Below are 15,369 nucleotides of genomic sequence, written 5' to 3'. Positions count from 1 at the left end.
AAAGGTTTTTTAGGTTATGAGTTTACTTTTCTACTATAAATGGAGTCCATTTAATTTCTGATTGGGTGCTTGCCAATACATGGTCAATGAATGCCATTCCTCGGATTCCATCTTCAATTCCTGGATAATCTTCCCATTCTGCTTTAGGAGTTTGTCCTGCTCTTTCAGCGTAGATACATCTTGCGAAATTCCTGTACAAATTTGCAAATGCCTCTACATAGCCCTCAGGGTGTCCTGCAGGAGTTCTGGTGTTTTCCTGAGCCAATGAACCCAAATACCCAGTCCCTGCTCGGAAAATCTGAGCTGGTTGATTAGGGTATCTTACAATCAGGCTATTATTATCCTCTTGCTGCCATTCTATCCCTCCTTTGTCTCCAAATACACGGATTTTAAGATTATTTTCTAAACCAGTATCTGTTTGTGAGGCCATCAAGACTCCTGAGGCTCCATTATCAAAACGCATGAGTACCACGCCGTCATCATCAATAGGTCTTCCTTTTACTTTGATATACAGATCTGCACATAGCTTTTCCATTTTCAAGCCTGATACATACTCTGCTAAGTGGAAAGCATGGGTTCCAATATCTCCCATGCAGCCTGCCAAACCATTTCTTTTAGGGTCTGTTCTCCATTCTGCCTGCTTGTTATCTTCAGTTTCCAGTAGTTTGTAGAGCCATCCCTGAGGATATTCCACATATACTTTCCAGACTTTGCCGATTTTACCCTCTTCTATCATTTGCTTTGCCTGCTTAATCATAGGATATCCCGAATAGGTATGCGTTAAGAGGAATCTTTTGCTGCTGGATTTTACCACATGATATAACTCTTTTGCTTCTTGGTAATTCAGCGTGAGAGGTTTGTCCAATACAACATGAAAGCCTGCTTTAATGGCTTTCACACATGGGTCAAAGTGTACATTATTAGGAGTGACAATGACGATCACATCGATTCTTTTCTCTTCAGGAAGCTGTAATTCCTTTTCGATCATTTCATCATAGCTTCCATAAACTCTGCTAGAATCTAGCATCAGTTCTTCACCTCTTTGCTGGGATTTCTCCGGATTGGAAGAAAAAGCTCCAGCGGCTAATTCAAAAAGACCATCCATCAGAGCGCCATTTAGGTGGATTGCTCCAATGAAAGAGCCGGGTCCGCCTCCGATTAATCCGATCTTGAGTTTCTTGTTAGTTGACATAGGTCAGGTGTAGGTTTTCAGGTTATTTTTCTTGAAATAATTGATTCTAGTGCAAAAAATCCTCACATCTTAGACCGAATTAGAGGATTAATTGATCAGTAGTTGCATCAAGTTATGAGTGGCTTTGCCAAAACTTTTAATCGCCTTATTTCACAAAGTCAAAGGACTTGCTTAAAATACGGTAAAAAGCCCAAATTCTAAACAATCCTCCCAATTTCCATCTAAATCCCCCAGTATATGGCAGCTTTGATTAAAGTTCGATTGTCCTTGATGATGTTTCTCGAGTTTTTTGTCTGGGGGTCTTGGTATGTTACAATGGGGACATTTTTAGGAGCGAATCTAGGCGCTAGAGATCAGGAGATTTCTTTGGCATTTTCCACTCAATCCTTTGGGGCCATCATTGCCCCTTTTGTGGTGGGGCTGATAGCTGACAGGTATTTCCATGCGCAGAGAATTTTGGGAGTTATTCATTTGATAGGTGCTGTCCTGATGTATTTCCTATACCAAAGCCAAGATTTTAGCGAGTTTTTTCCAATTCTATTAGCCTACATGATTTTATTCATGCCTACTCTGGCTTTGGTCAATTCCATTTCATTCAACCAAATGCTGAATCCGGCTAAAGAATTTTCCGTGATCCGCGTTTGGGGGACTATTGGATGGATAGCTGCAGGCATATTAATTTCTGCTTTCGCCTGGGATAGTCAGGCCGGATTGGTTGATGGTTTACTGAAAAATACCTGGTTGATGGCGGCAATAGTTTCGCTGATTTTGGGGATTTTCAGTTTTACACTCCCTCATACTCCTCCCAAAGCAAAAACAGAGGGAGATTTCAAACTTTCGGAAGTTTTAGGATTGGATGCATTATCCTTACTGAAGGATAGAAATTTTGCCATATTCTTTCTTTCCTCCATCTTAATTTGTATCCCATTGGCATTTTATTATCAAAATGCCAGTCCTTTTCTAACAGAAATAGGAGTAGAAAACTCAACTGGAAAAATGACAATAGGTCAGATTTCCGAGGTCTTATTCATGCTAGCCCTTCCCATTTTCTTCTCTAGATTCGGAATTAAAAAGACATTAATTGTAGCTATGTTAGCCTGGGCATTGAGGTATGTTTTCTTTGCTTTTGGAAATGCGGATGAGGGCGTTTGGATGCTTTTGGTGGGAATAGCTCTTCATGGTGTTTGTTATGACTTCTTTTTTGTCAGTGGACAGATTTACACCGATGCTCATGCAGGGGAAAAATTCAAATCTTCTGCTCAGGGGTTGATTACCTTAGCTACTTATGGAGTTGGAATGCTGATTGGCTTTTGGGCCGCAGGCATCATATCCGATTTTTACCTTTTATCAGAAGGAAATCATGACTGGAAGTCTATTTGGTTAATTCCTTCTGGTATTTCAGTTCTGGTTTTACTATTTTTCATGTTCCTTTTTAAGGATGAAAAAATTAAACCTCAAAATAACCTCTAATGTCCAAACCTATTAATCCCGGAAGAAGGGAAAGCTTTAAGAAAGTTTTGTTGGGAGGTGCTGCATTGGGCACTCTCAGTTCCTTCGAATTAAATGAAAAGAAAAATCTCCCTCTGAAAGGAAATATCAACCATGGTGTTTGTCTTTGGTCTATGAGGCCGTTGACTCTGGAAGAGCTTTGTGTTGGAGCAAAAAGCTTAGGCATTAAAGGAATAGATATCATTGGACCATCTACTTGGGATACCCTTAAAAAATACGACTTGGAATGCTCCATGTGTAATGGGGCAGAAATAAGCATTGCTGATGGCTGGAACGATCCTAAGTTTCACGATCAATTGGTGAAAAATTATTTAGAGATCATTCCAATTGTAGCTAAGTATGGGTTCAAAAACCTAATTGCCTTTTCGGGAAATAGAAGAGGTATGGATGATGAGACTGGATTGGAAAATTGTGTCACTGGCTTAAAAAAGGTTTTGGCAGAAGCCGAAAAGCATGGGGTAATCATTCAGATGGAATTATTGAATAGCAAAGTGGACCACAAAGATTATATGTGTGATAAATCTCCTTGGGGAGTTGAGCTTTGCAAAAGATTGGATAGCGAGAACTTTAAATTGCTCTATGATATCTATCATATGCAGATAGATGAAGGAGATGTCATAAGGACCATTCGCAATAACCACCAATACTTTGGTCATTATCATACAGCCGGAAATCCAGGAAGAAATGAGTTGGATGAAAATCAGGAGATTTATTATCCGGCAATTATGAAGGCTATCGTGGAAACAGGCTATAAAGGCTTTGTTTCACATGAATTTATCCCAAAATCAGAAGATAAACTTGCTGCGCTTGGCCAGGCGGTTCAGGTCTGTGATGTATAAAATTAATAAACCAAAAAACCATATTTATGGCAAATCAATCGTATGATGCAATCGTAGTTGGGTCAGGGATTAGTGGCGGATGGGCTGCTAAAGAGCTGACGGAGAAGGGGCTGAAAGTATTGCTCCTGGAGAGGGGACCTAACGTAGAGCACGTAAAGGACTATAAGACTGCCACACTTCCCCCTTGGGAAGTTCCCCATAGAGGACGTAGAACCCAAGAAATGTTGGAGAATCATCCCAATCTAAGAAGGGATTATGTTTTAAATGAATTAAATCTAGACTGGTGGGCTCACGAAAGTGACTCTCCCTATGTAGAAGAAAAGCCTTTTACCTGGTTCAGAGGATATCAAGTAGGTGGGCGTTCTCTATTGTGGGGTAGACAGTCTTATAGATTGGCAGATGTTGATTTTGAGGCAAATGCTAAAGAAGGAATCGCTGTGGATTGGCCAATCAGATATAAGGATTTAGCTCCATGGTATTCTTATGTAGAAAAATTCGCAGGTATTTCCGGAAATAAGGATGGGTTAGATATTCTCCCTGATGGTGAGTTTATGCCTCCTATGCCTATGAACTGTGTCGAAAAGGATGCAGCAGAAAGAATCAAGGCTCATTACAAGGGAGCTAGACATTGGATCATGGGCCGTCCGGCGAATATCACCCAGCCATTACCGGGAAGAGTAGGCTGTCAATATAGAAATAAGTGCTCTTTAGGATGTCCTTTTGGAGGATATTTCAGTACTCAGGCCTCTACTTTGCCAGCAGCAGTAGCTACCGGTAATTTGACTCTAAGACCATGGTCTATTGTCAGAAGATTGATTTATGATAAAGACACACAGAAGGCCACTGGAGTAGAAGTGCTAGATGCTGAAACAAATCAAACAGTGGAGTATGATGCAAAAATCATCTTCCTATGTGCTTCAGCTTTCAACTCAACGGCAATTTTGATGAGAACTGCTACCGATATTTGGCCGGGCGGATTAGGTTCCAGTTCAGGAGAACTAGGTCACAATGTAATGGATCACCATTTCCGTTTGGGTGCCAGAGGTACGATCGATGGATATGAGGATAAATATTATTTTGGTCGAAGACCTACTGGGCTTTATATCCCAAGATTTAGAAACCTAAATGGAGAAAAAAGAGATTACCTGAGAGGTTTCGGATACCAAGGAGGTGCAAGTAGAAGTGGATGGAATAGAGATGTAGCTGAATTAAACTTTGGGGCACCTATGAAAGAAGCTTTGACAGAACCAGGACCGTGGAGTATTGGGTTCACCGCTTTCGGAGAAATCCTTCCTTATCATGATAATCATATCCGATTGAGTGATTCTGTGAAAGATAAATGGGGCATGGAGGCATTGGTGATGAATGCCGAGATCAAAGAGAATGAGAAAAACATGCGAAAAGATATGATGGCGGATGCGGCTGAAATGTTGGAAGTAGCAGGTTTTAAAGATGTTCAAACCTATGATTCAGGCTATACTTTTGGACAAGGTATCCACGAAATGGGAACAGCAAGGATGGGTAGAGATCCAAAATCCTCTGTTTTAAATGGGAACAACCAAGTGTGGGATGCGAAAAATGTATTCGTGACTGATGGTGCTGCGATGACTTCTGCTGCCGCACAAAACCCTTCACTTACTTATATGGCTATGACGGCTAGGGCTGCTGCTTTTGCAGTGGAAGAGTTGAAAAAGCGTAATCTCTAATTCTAAAAGAAAAAGACATGACTATGAATAGAAGAGACGCGTTGAAGAGCGTCGTATTGATGATGGGAGGGACTATGGTTGGTGCAACAGCCATCTTAACTGGATGTTCTCCTGATAAGCAAATTGAAGGCTTGAATTTCGGTCCTGACGACATTACATTCCTAGATGAATTGGGAGATACAATTATTCCTGAGACAGATACCCCTGGTGCCAAAGCAGTTGGCATTGGTTCCTTTATCGTCATGATGGTTAAGGATACATATAATGCTGACCAACAAAAAGCCTTTGTGGACGGATTGAATATGATTCGCAAAGAGTTTAAATCTGAAAAAGGGACGGATTTTGTAGGCGCTCCAGCAGAGGACAGACTGGCTTACCTTAATGGTTTATATGAGCAATACAAAACCTCAGAAAATAAAGAGCCTCAAGTGATCAATATGCTTCGGGATTTGACGGTTTTGGGTTACTTCTCATCTGAAATAGGAGCTACTCAGGCCTTGAATTATGTAGAAGTGCCAGGAAGATACGATGGCTGCATAGATTACAATAAAGGCGATAAGGCCTACGCAATAGGGTAAAAATAAAAAAGCCTGCTTCGAAGCAGGCTTTTTTTATATCATTCCTTTCGTTTCTTCTGATTTCCGAAAAACCAAAAGAAATAATACCACAATTAAGATGATAAGTAATGCTACTTCAAACTGAGCCCAGATTTGAGAACGATTAATCATCACCTTGGCTTTACTGATTAATTTTTCTCCTTCGACCATTTGAATTTTACTAAGGTTATCCAAATCACGCCTAGCTTGCGATATTTTTTGATCATAGAGCTTCACCTGATTTCTATTCACCCCTGCACTGTCTGTATATAGCAAGTCGTAGCTTTTGATGCTAAGATCATTGACAATGATTTTTTTGAAATCTCCCAAAAGCTCAGATTCCTGAGTCGTTAGTTTAGTGTTTTCAAAATCTTCCACTATTTGGAGAATAGCCTTTTCATTGGACTCAATTTCATCGATTACTTTGGAATAATCATAGTCCAAATTACAATGGTCAATTAACTTTTGTATCTGGAAGAGACCTTCAGAAATCTGAAAAATATATCCCTCCACTAATAAGCGGTCATTGTAGACTTCGGTAAATGTGGAACTTATATCCCTAAATGACCTTCTCTCAATTAGATTTTTTGCATATATCAATAATAATAAGACACTTATGATGAGGAGGGCTCTCATTTTCCGTCTTTTCAGGGAGTAATCTTGCATAGAGATAGTATCACTAACGATTTATATTTGTCATTTTAGGAAAAGTTCGAGATTTTCCCAAGTAATTAAGCAGTCTTATTCTTGCGTTGGTTTGTATTCATAGACGCGAATGTAGTCGATTTCCATTCTTTGTGGCCAAATGTTTGCATCTACGCCCTCTTTTCCTCCCCAATTTCCTCCAACAGCAATATTCAAAATAATATGGAAAGGCTGAGAAAATGGCCATTCTTCAGGCCCACCTCCGGTGTTTTCAAAGGTGAAGTAAAGCTGATCATCAATAAAGAAGTCTATCTTTTCTTCACTCCAATCAATTGCATATGTATGGAATTCAGAATTGAATGTGTCAACTTGCCTTTGAGCTCCCTTCTGAGTGCCTTTGACATGATTGAAGGATTCGGTATGAACTGTCCCATGGACAACCCCCGGATCATACCCTACATGTTCCATGATATCTATTTCTCCATTTTTTGGCCAGCCTCCGTAGCGGTTTTCATCTGCGAGCATCCAAATTGCCGGCCATGTACCTTTTCCTTCTGGTAGTTTGGCCCTTACTTCAATATACCCATATTGCCAGCTAGCCTTTTTCTTACTCACTAATCGGGCAGAGGTATAACCTTTGGGATAATCTGAATCTTTATGTGCCTCAATGATCAATTTTCCATTTTCAACTCTGGCGTTTTTTAATTCCTCCTTGGTGTAAAATTGCAATTCTCTGTTCCCCCACCCATGGTCTCCTACATCATAAGACCAGCTGATGTCAGCAGGAAATCCTTCATAATTAAATTCTTCATTCCAAAGTAATTTTTGGCTAAAACCTTGAGTGGACATTAGGAAAAATAGGTTTAATGTGATAAGTCGATTTATTATGTGTTTCTTCATTTACTATTTAGGTATGAAACTATTTTACATATTTTCCGTTATATATATTGTAATCTTTTTATAACGAAAACTATTTATTTTATGTCATTGCAACTTAAAGGAAACTGGAATCAAGTTAAAGGTCAATTGAAGCAGAAATATGCCCAACTTACTGACGACGATTTAAAATTCACAGAAGGTCAGGAAGATGAGATTTTAGGGCTATTGCAAGAGAAGACCGGTGAAAAAATCGAGAATTTAAGACAAATGATTTTTGAGGAAGACTCTCAAAATAGTTAATCAAAGATAACCAATTTGGTGAAGGTCAGTTGTATATTCAGCTGACCTTTTTTTATCTGGTAGTTTCAAGCTTGATTATTCAATTGTAACTTGCCCTCATAAACCCAAATAGTCATGGCATATTATTACAGATTAGGATCTATTCCGCCAAAAAGACACACTCAATTCAGACAGCCGGATGGAAGTTTGTATAAGGAAGAGCTAGTTAGTTCTAAAGGTTTTTCGGGAATCTATTCCAATTTATATCACATTTACAATCCAAATGAGGTGAAATCCATAGGTCAATCCAAGCCATTTAAATGGCAAGTTGCTGACCAACATGGTTTAAATCAAACACATCTAAAAACTTCTGGAGTTGAATTTACAGGTGAAGATTACCTGGATGCCAGGAGGATGCTGATGATGAATAATGATGTGATGATGGGAATATGCTCTCCCAAAAAGCGTAAGATGGATTATTATTTCAAGAACGCTGACGGAGATGAGCTGTTATATATTCATGATGGTGAAGGAGTAATGTATTCTCAATTCGGAAAACTTGAATTGAGAAAAGGTGATTACATCGTGATTCCTCGAACAACCATTTACAGGCTTGAATTTAAAGAGGAAGGTCCATTGCGTCTTTTGGTGATCGAATCACACGGACCCATTGAGACAGTCAAACGCTACAGAAATGAAGTAGGACAATTGTTGGAACATTCACCTTACTGCGAAAGAGATATACGCCCACCCCATGAGCTTCACATCGAAAAGGAAAAGGGAGATTACCTTGTTCAAATCAAAAAGCAGGGAATGCTTCATCATTATTCATACAATCACAGTCCATTGGATATCGTAGGTTGGGATGGGTATCTCTATCCTTATGCATTGTCTATTTATGATTTCGAACCTATAACAGGTAGAATCCATCAGCCACCACCCGTACACCAGACATTCCAAGCTTGGGGTTTTGTGATTTGTTCCTTCGTGCCGAGATTGTTTGATTACCATCCATTAGCAATTCCGGCACCATATAATCATTCAAATATCGATTCTGATGAGGTCTTATATTATGCCGAAGGAGAGTTTATGAGTAGAAAAGGCATTGACAGAGGTTCATTTACAATTCACATGGGAGGTTTACCGCATGGACCTCATCCAGGAACAGTTGAGAAATCGATTGGCGCTAAATCCACAGAAGAATATGCAGTAATGTTAGATACCTTTAAACCACTGCAAATAACCACGGATGCATTGGAGTTTGTTGATAAAAACTACCCGATGAGTTGGTCGGAATAAAAATTGAAGGCTGGTTAATAGACCAGCCTTTTTTTTATAAGCCCAAAAATTTCAATTCCTCTTTCAAAGAAATTTCCTTGTGCTTAATGTCTTGCCTTTCGATCAGACTTTTTTCCATGGAAAGGCGATTCAAACTAACAGAGTGCGCATGGTAATCACTATCCCATTCTAAAGTATCTGGATCGAACCCTTCTTGTCTTAAACGCTGCGAAATCAATTCTTGAATCTGTTCTGCTAGTTGATTGACTGAAAGGTTCTCTGGCAGCTTGATTAACATGTGAAAATGATCTACGAGAACACAAAAAGTGCCATGTTGATCTGGAATAGACGCGATGAAATCCCCAAGCCCTTGTTTGATTATATCCACTTTTAGTGAATCTATTGAGGGTTTGTGACCTTTGGTACTAAAAACCAAATGCGTCCATATGTCTGAGTGTGAGTGGCGCATATTTATATATGAAAGAATTGAATTTAAGGATAAAAGAATTTTTTAAAAAGTTTTTCAGATTTTGTTTTCATTAATTACCAATAAAAAATCCCAGAATTGTACTATTCTGGGATTTTGTTTAGGCTTTGGTTTTTCTAATCAAACAGTTCATGGATCGGCTGTCCGGTTGCTCCATTTGGAAGTCGGATATTCAATAGCATCGAAAGGGTAGGAGCTATGTCGGTGACTGTAGCATATCGTGTACTTTCTCCTGATTTTACTCCCCATCCAAAAAAGACGATAGGAACGTGAGTGTCATAGGTGAATCCAGTTCCGTGTGAAGTACCTCTTGCTCCCCCAGTCAACCAAGATGGTTCCAAAATAATTAATAGGTCCCCAGAAGCTTTATGGTTATAGCCCATCTGCAATAAATGAGGTCTATGCTGTGTGAAGGCCGTACTTCTCATCGCTGAGGCAGTATAAACCTCTTTTATCCCATTATATCTTAGGAGGAAGTTCGCCAGCTGTTCCTGAATATCGTCTAGTTCTAGCCCCTTGTCCTGAATCAGCTCATGGTTTAAAAAAATCTGGTCGTTTGACCCGTTTAAAATCCAATTACCTTCTCCATATTTCACAGTCATATATCCTCTGGCCTGACCTAAAATATACCCGAAATTCAAATTTCCCGCAGGTACTCTTTCACTTTCCATATAGGTAGCGATGTCTGCCACGCCATGATCTGCAGAAAGAAATACCAAGTAATTCCCTTTACCATAAGTTTTGTCGAGGTAGTTTAAAAACTGCTCAATTTCCAGATCAAGTCGCAGATAATTATCCTCCAATTCTTTGGAAGTAGGTCCAAATCTGTGTCCTATATAATCGGGAGATGAGAAACTAACCGCCAAAAAATCGGTCTCTTTTCCCATTCCTAATTTTTCACCTTCTATAGCTGCGTATGCAAACTCCAAAGTCAAAGTATTTCCAAATGGAGTGGCGGCAATCAAACCATAATTCCCGTTGTTTTCTCTCAATTCAGGAAGATTATAGGGAAAAGTTGGGGTCTCTTTTCCGATAAAGGGTGCCTCAAATTCATTGTTATCATCAATGCTATTGATATATGAATCTGCGGAATAAAGTGGTTGCCAAGTTTGGTTTAGTAAGGAATCAGGTCGTTTTAAAGCGTTAAAATTACTTACCCATGTCGGAAGTTCTGACTTGTAATAAGTAGAAGTCATAAACTCTCCATTATCGCTGTCAAACCAATAGGCATCTCCAAGATGACCTGCAGGTAAACTTGCTCCACGATCTTTGATGGCGATTCCAACAACCTTTGAGCGCTTATTTGTGGCAAACCTCAATTCATCGGTTATGGTTGTTGTGAGCAAATTTCTCGGACTGATTTGACCACTCATGACTGTTCCTCCCACATTACTTACGGTAGAATCCTCTGCACAGTAGATCATTTTATTCAGCCTTCTTACATACCAATTATTCCCGATGATTCCATGAGTAGCTGGTGTAGTTCCTGTATAAACTGAAGCATGCCCAGGCCCAGTGTAGGTAGGGATGTAATTATAATGCCCGTTTTTCATCATATAACCTTCAGAGGCTAACCTTTTAAAGCCTCCATCAGAATAGCGGTCTGCAAACTTGTAGAAGTATTCTTGCCGCATTTGATCGACAATGATTCCAACCACAATTTTGGGTTTTTCTGCCTGCTGCTGAGCAAATAATGCCAGAGAAAAAAGCATGGAAAATAGAAGGGCAAAACTGATTTTTTTCATTTTAATAATCTTTAAGCTACCAAAGATAAGCATATGAGGCTTTTAAAGGATTAAGACTTTGTTAAATGGCTAAAAGAATAGACATTGTAACCAAAGAATAAATTCCCTTTATATGAAAAAACTCACGTTCCTTTTTCTCTTTTTGAGCGTTTCTTGGTGCTCTTTTTCCCAGTCGTATTTTCAGGATGGTCTCTCGGCTGAATGGCATAGATCCAGAAGAGATGCTCTTAGAGAATTAATGCCGGCTAATTCTGCAGCTGTGATTTTCAATAACCCTGTGAAAAATCGTTCCAATGATGTTGATTTCATCTATCATCCCAATACAGATTTTTATTATCTGACTGGATTGAGAGAACCTAACTCTGCTTTGGTTATTTTCTCAGAGCCTAAAGAAGTCAATGGAAAGGAAGTGGATGAGGTAATCTTTGTTCAGCCTAGAGACCCAAGGGCAGAAATGTGGAATGGGAAGCGATTGGGAGTTGAAGGAGTCAGAGAAAAACTTGGCTTTCAGGAAGTATTTCTTTTCGAGGAATTTGTTAAGTCTCCTTACATAAATTTCGATTCAACGGATAAAGTCCTTTCTTTCAATCTAAACGAAGATATTGAAGGAGGAAGCAGTAATGCTCCATTGAAGCGGATGATTAATTCCTTTAAAAAAGAAGCCTCCTATCCTGAAGAAGCATCTGAAGCTAAATTGCAGCTTTATGAATTAATCAGAGCCACAGATATTGAAAATTCGGCCAATGTAGCGCAAGTAATAGGAAGATATAGACAGCGTTTTCCTGAAGTAGCCGATGACCAAGTAATTAAAGATTTTTTGGCAGCGGATACTCCGGAAAAGAGGATGGCTGTGAAACAAAAAGTGCCTAACTCTAAGACAGATATTTTTGCACTAGCTCAGATGATGGATGTGTTGAGAGAAGTTAAAACTGAAGAGGAATTGGTTCTATTGAAAAAGGCTGTAAAAATATCTGCAATAGGTCAAATTGAGGTAATGAAGGCAACCAAGGTGGGCATGTCTGAGCGGGAAATTCAAGGAATCCATGAATTTATATACAAAAGGTATGGAGCTGAAAATGTAGGATATCCATCCATAGTAGGAGGAGGAAATAATGGCTGTATTCTACATTATATAGATAATGATATGAAGCATGTCAATGAGCGTTTATTGCTGATGGATTTGGGTGCTGAATGGAGGGGTTATACTGCAGACGTAACTAGAACCATACCGGTTAGTGGAAAATTTAATGAAGAAGAAAAGGCTATTTATGAATTGGTTCTAAAGGCTCAGGATGCCGGAATTGCGCTATGTAAGCCAGACGTAGATTTCGGTCAAATCGGACAAGTAACTCGGCAAATTATAGATGAGGGATTAGCTGCCTTAGGAATTATCAAGCCTGGCCAGAGACATAATTATTTCCCTCATGGCACTAGTCACCACTTGGGCTTAGATGTACACGACCGAGGCGGTTATGGTGTATTAAAAGAAGGTGTGGTACTTACTGTAGAGCCTGGGATATATATTCCAGAAGGAAGTGACTGTGATCCAAAATGGTGGGGAATTGCAGTAAGAATTGAAGATGATATTCTGGTGACCTCTGGTGATCCTATCAATTTGTCTTCTGATGCTCCGAGAACTATTGCTGCTATTGAGGAAATGATGCGGATTCCAAGCGTCTTGGAAAACTGGGTGCTCCCGGAAATTGAATAATAACTCCCGCAAAGAATAGAAGAATGCAAAGTAATTGAGAGTATAATTATTTAAGAGATTATATGTAGATATGGAATCAGTTAATTTTGATTCCATATTTTTTTACTAGTTATCTTAGCGAGAAAGAAAGAAATTAATTTTTTGAAACCTAATTTTTTTAAGATGACAGAAAATCAAATTTCAAAAATAATTTTAGACTCGGCCTTCGAAGTTTATTTTAAGCTAGGTCCAGGATTACTTGAATCCATTTATGAAAGAATCCTTGCAAAGGAGCTAAGAGAAAAAGGTTTAGAAATTCAAACTCAGGTTCCAGTTCCTGTTTTTTGGAAAGGGGAAGAAATCGGATTAGGCTATCGAGGAGACCTTTTAGTGAATGAGAAGGTGTTGGTTGAGCTTAAGTCGGTTGAAAAAATTCTCCCTATTCATCCAAAGCAGTTGAAAACTTACTTAAAGGTATTGGACCTTAGGTTAGGCCTTCTTATAAACTTCAATGAAATAAAGCTTGTAAATGGAATTGTAAGAGTTGTAAATGGACTTAAAGAATCTTCATAATCCTTCACTTCACCTTTGCCTCTTTTAATCTTTGCGGGAGATTGAATTTAATCACGGCTTTTCAAGTCGCCTCTCTTGATCGACCGAATAAACTGTGCCCAAGCGAATGGATCTAGCAGCCTCAAAGGTCTAGGTCCATATATATCCTGATTTTGCTGCATCACACCCTGTTGAAAGTATCGGAAATTTTCATTGCCCGATGCAGGCATGGACTCAGCCCATCTCAATAACATTTCAGGACTCATATTAGCTCTGGAGATGGACATTGGATCCACCACATTCATTGCCAAGACAGCTTTCTTGAACTCCTCTTCCGTTGGATAAGGCATTACTTCTACTTCCGCCAATGCAATCTCATCTACCTCCATGGTAAGAATAAGGCTAATCCTATCATTTTCCACATTATCAGGAACTTTGAAAGTCTGTCTTTTTAATCCGATGAAGCTGAAAACTATACTATCTCCTTCTAACACTGGCATCGAGAAGTAACCAAAACGACCACTGCTTGTGCCACGACCTTTTTTGGGTACATATACGTTGACCCCCGGAACAGCATCGGTACTGTCAGCGTTAAGGATGACACCGGATAACTGAATCACCTTTCTTTCACGCTCTTGGGCATGAACTGACGAGAAGGAAAAAAGAAATCCTACAAAAAGTAGCGATAGAAATGGGAGTAAAATTGAATTCTTCACAAATAAATAACTTATTGGACGGCCAAAGGTTGGCTTTTGGATGCGATAATACCCTAATTTCGGGTGATTTTTTATTTTCACCGAGAAATAAGCGTTAAATCTTACTAATGCGACTCAAAAATATCAGTTTAAATTATGGTTTGCGAATCTTCAAGGCTCTCAGTGAAGAACCTCGGGTAAGAATTATTCATCTATTAATGTTGAATAAGGAGCTGACCATCTCAGATTTGGAGCATATCCTTGACTTTACCCAAACAAAAACCAGCCGTCATTTGATTTATTTAAAAAACGCGGGTCTACTGGGAAGTCGAAGGGTAGACCAATGGATGTTTTACTACATTTTAGAAGAGTACCTTGAAATCATTCAGCAGATTTTTAAGTTTATTCAAAAAGATCCCAACTTAATTCGCGATCAGGAAACATTTGAAATTCTCAAATCTAACCGGGAGCTTGCTATCAATAAAATTCAGAATAACCAATACAGAAAATAGACCCTTTGAAAACTTACCAACATATATTCTTCGATTTAGACCATACACTTTGGGATTATGATAAAAATGTCACCGAATCTTTAGCTGAGCTATATGAACACTACAGTTTGGTGGAATTAGGTATCCCTAGCTTCCAGCATTTTTTTGACTCTTTCCATGCAGTCAATTTTCAGTTGTGGGATTGGTATAATGTGGGGAAAATCGACAAGGTCAATCTCAGAAAGGAGCGCTTTCCTAGAATATTTTCTCATGCAGGAGGCCGGGCTGATGCCATTCCTCAGGAGTTTGAAGAAGATTTCATGCATCGTACTTCCTCAAAATCCCATGTTTTTCCATATTCTAAAGAAATTTTAACCTATCTGAAGGAAAAATATAGAGTACATGTGATCACGAATGGGTTCAATGAGTCCCAGGCAAAGAAAATGAAATCTTCCGGTTTGGATGTATTTTTTGAATTAGTAGTGACTTCTGAGACTACCGGACATAAGAAGCCGGATCCAAGAATTTTCCATTATGCATTGGATCAGTTGAAAACCCAAGCAGAGCATTGCCTGATGATTGGAGATAATCCTAACTCTGATATTTTAGGAGCTCAAAATGCCAATATCGATCAAGTTTATTTCAATCCTGAAGGGAAGGTCATAGAATTAAAGCCTACTTATGAAATTAAACATTTGCAGGAGTTAGAATCCCTTTTGTGAGTAAAATCCCTTTCTCTTAGCGGGGGATGACTTATCTTTGAAAATCAGAAATCATATAAACACC

General features: G+C 39.1%; 16 protein-coding genes. 10 read left to right on the top strand and 6 right to left on the bottom strand.

Annotated elements, in window-relative coordinates; translation table 11 throughout:
- Positions 1-22 precede the first annotated feature (22 nt).
- Positions 23-1,192, bottom strand: a complete 1,170-nt coding sequence (locus BM073_RS16350; RefSeq protein WP_091655415.1) for a Gfo/Idh/MocA family protein — start codon at positions 1,190-1,192, stop codon at positions 23-25.
- Positions 1,193-1,429: 237 nt separating this feature from the next.
- Between BM073_RS16350 and BM073_RS16345 the strand changes: the two genes are divergently transcribed.
- The 4 genes from BM073_RS16345 to BM073_RS16330 are packed head-to-tail and all read left to right on the top strand — an operon-like array spanning position 1,430 to position 5,824.
- Positions 1,430-2,662, top strand: a complete 1,233-nt coding sequence (locus tag BM073_RS16345; RefSeq protein WP_091655414.1) for a nucleoside permease — start codon at positions 1,430-1,432, stop codon at positions 2,660-2,662.
- Entirely contained in the window at positions 2,662-3,540 is an 879-nt protein-coding gene (locus BM073_RS16340) for a hydroxypyruvate isomerase family protein (protein WP_091655413.1), read from the top strand. Before BM073_RS16345 ends, BM073_RS16340 begins: the two co-directional genes overlap by 1 nt.
- Positions 3,541-3,566: 26 nt before the next feature.
- Positions 3,567-5,246 (top strand): GMC oxidoreductase, encoded by a 1,680-nt coding sequence (locus BM073_RS16335; protein ID WP_091655412.1) that lies wholly within the window; start codon positions 3,567-3,569, stop codon positions 5,244-5,246.
- A 17-nt stretch (positions 5,247-5,263) separates the two neighbouring features.
- A complete protein-coding gene (locus BM073_RS16330) occupies positions 5,264-5,824 on the top strand; it encodes a gluconate 2-dehydrogenase subunit 3 family protein (protein ID WP_091655411.1) in 561 nt (186 codons plus the stop codon).
- A 33-nt stretch (positions 5,825-5,857) separates the two neighbouring features.
- Here the strand turns inward: BM073_RS16330 and BM073_RS16325 are convergent, their stop codons facing one another.
- Both BM073_RS16325 and BM073_RS16320 read right to left on the bottom strand, forming a co-directional pair.
- The gene (locus BM073_RS16325; RefSeq protein WP_245756447.1) at positions 5,858-6,478 is read right to left on the bottom strand and encodes an MCP four helix bundle domain-containing protein; all 621 of its coding nucleotides are present in this window, start codon (positions 6,476-6,478) and stop codon (positions 5,858-5,860) included.
- A 105-nt stretch (positions 6,479-6,583) separates the two neighbouring features.
- Positions 6,584-7,336: a glycoside hydrolase family 16 protein gene (locus tag BM073_RS16320; protein ID WP_245756446.1), complete on the bottom strand. Its 753-nt coding sequence runs from the start codon at positions 7,334-7,336 to the stop codon at positions 6,584-6,586.
- A 132-nt stretch (positions 7,337-7,468) separates the two neighbouring features.
- On the opposite strand from BM073_RS16320, the gene BM073_RS16315 reads away from it, so the two are divergent.
- The gene (locus BM073_RS16315) at positions 7,469-7,666 is read left to right on the top strand and encodes a CsbD family protein (RefSeq protein WP_091655409.1); all 198 of its coding nucleotides are present in this window, start codon (positions 7,469-7,471) and stop codon (positions 7,664-7,666) included.
- A gap of 114 nt (positions 7,667-7,780) precedes the next feature.
- Positions 7,781-8,944 (top strand): homogentisate 1,2-dioxygenase, encoded by a 1,164-nt coding sequence (locus BM073_RS16310; protein ID WP_091655408.1) that lies wholly within the window; start codon positions 7,781-7,783, stop codon positions 8,942-8,944.
- A gap of 34 nt (positions 8,945-8,978) precedes the next feature.
- Here the strand turns inward: BM073_RS16310 and BM073_RS16305 are convergent, their stop codons facing one another.
- Both BM073_RS16305 and pafA read right to left on the bottom strand, forming a co-directional pair.
- Complete coding sequence (locus BM073_RS16305; RefSeq protein ID WP_091655407.1) at positions 8,979-9,392, bottom strand: transposase; 414 nt, start codon at positions 9,390-9,392, stop codon at positions 8,979-8,981.
- Between the two features lie 134 nt (positions 9,393-9,526).
- On the bottom strand, positions 9,527-11,155 hold the full coding sequence (gene pafA, locus BM073_RS16300; protein ID WP_091655406.1) for an alkaline phosphatase PafA: 1,629 nt from the start codon (positions 11,153-11,155) through the stop codon (positions 9,527-9,529).
- Positions 11,156-11,267: 112 nt separating this feature from the next.
- Between pafA and BM073_RS16295 the strand changes: the two genes are divergently transcribed.
- Positions 11,268-12,866, top strand: a complete 1,599-nt coding sequence (locus BM073_RS16295; protein ID WP_091655405.1) for an aminopeptidase P N-terminal domain-containing protein — start codon at positions 11,268-11,270, stop codon at positions 12,864-12,866.
- Positions 12,867-13,028: 162 nt separating this feature from the next.
- Positions 13,029-13,418: a GxxExxY protein gene (locus BM073_RS16290; protein WP_091655404.1), complete on the top strand. Its 390-nt coding sequence runs from the start codon at positions 13,029-13,031 to the stop codon at positions 13,416-13,418.
- A gap of 47 nt (positions 13,419-13,465) precedes the next feature.
- Here BM073_RS16290 and BM073_RS16285 read toward each other — a convergent pair whose 3' ends face one another.
- Positions 13,466-14,113 carry a carboxypeptidase-like regulatory domain-containing protein gene (locus BM073_RS16285; RefSeq protein WP_175557939.1) on the bottom strand — a complete coding sequence of 216 codons (648 nt, stop codon included), beginning with the start codon at positions 14,111-14,113 and terminating at the stop codon, positions 13,466-13,468.
- A 107-nt stretch (positions 14,114-14,220) separates the two neighbouring features.
- Between BM073_RS16285 and BM073_RS16280 the strand changes: the two genes are divergently transcribed.
- Positions 14,221-14,604, top strand: a complete 384-nt coding sequence (locus tag BM073_RS16280) for an ArsR/SmtB family transcription factor (RefSeq protein ID WP_091655403.1) — start codon at positions 14,221-14,223, stop codon at positions 14,602-14,604.
- A gap of 5 nt (positions 14,605-14,609) precedes the next feature.
- Positions 14,610-15,305: a YjjG family noncanonical pyrimidine nucleotidase gene (locus BM073_RS16275; RefSeq protein WP_091655402.1), complete on the top strand. Its 696-nt coding sequence runs from the start codon at positions 14,610-14,612 to the stop codon at positions 15,303-15,305.
- Positions 15,306-15,369 lie beyond the last annotated feature (64 nt).

It is taken from the genome of Algoriphagus ornithinivorans (genome assembly GCF_900115305.1).
Taxonomy (GTDB): Bacteria; Bacteroidota; Bacteroidia; order Cytophagales; family Cyclobacteriaceae; genus Algoriphagus; species Algoriphagus ornithinivorans.
The sequence above is the reverse complement of the archived record's forward strand: the minus strand, read 5'-3'. Positions and strand labels throughout refer to the sequence as shown.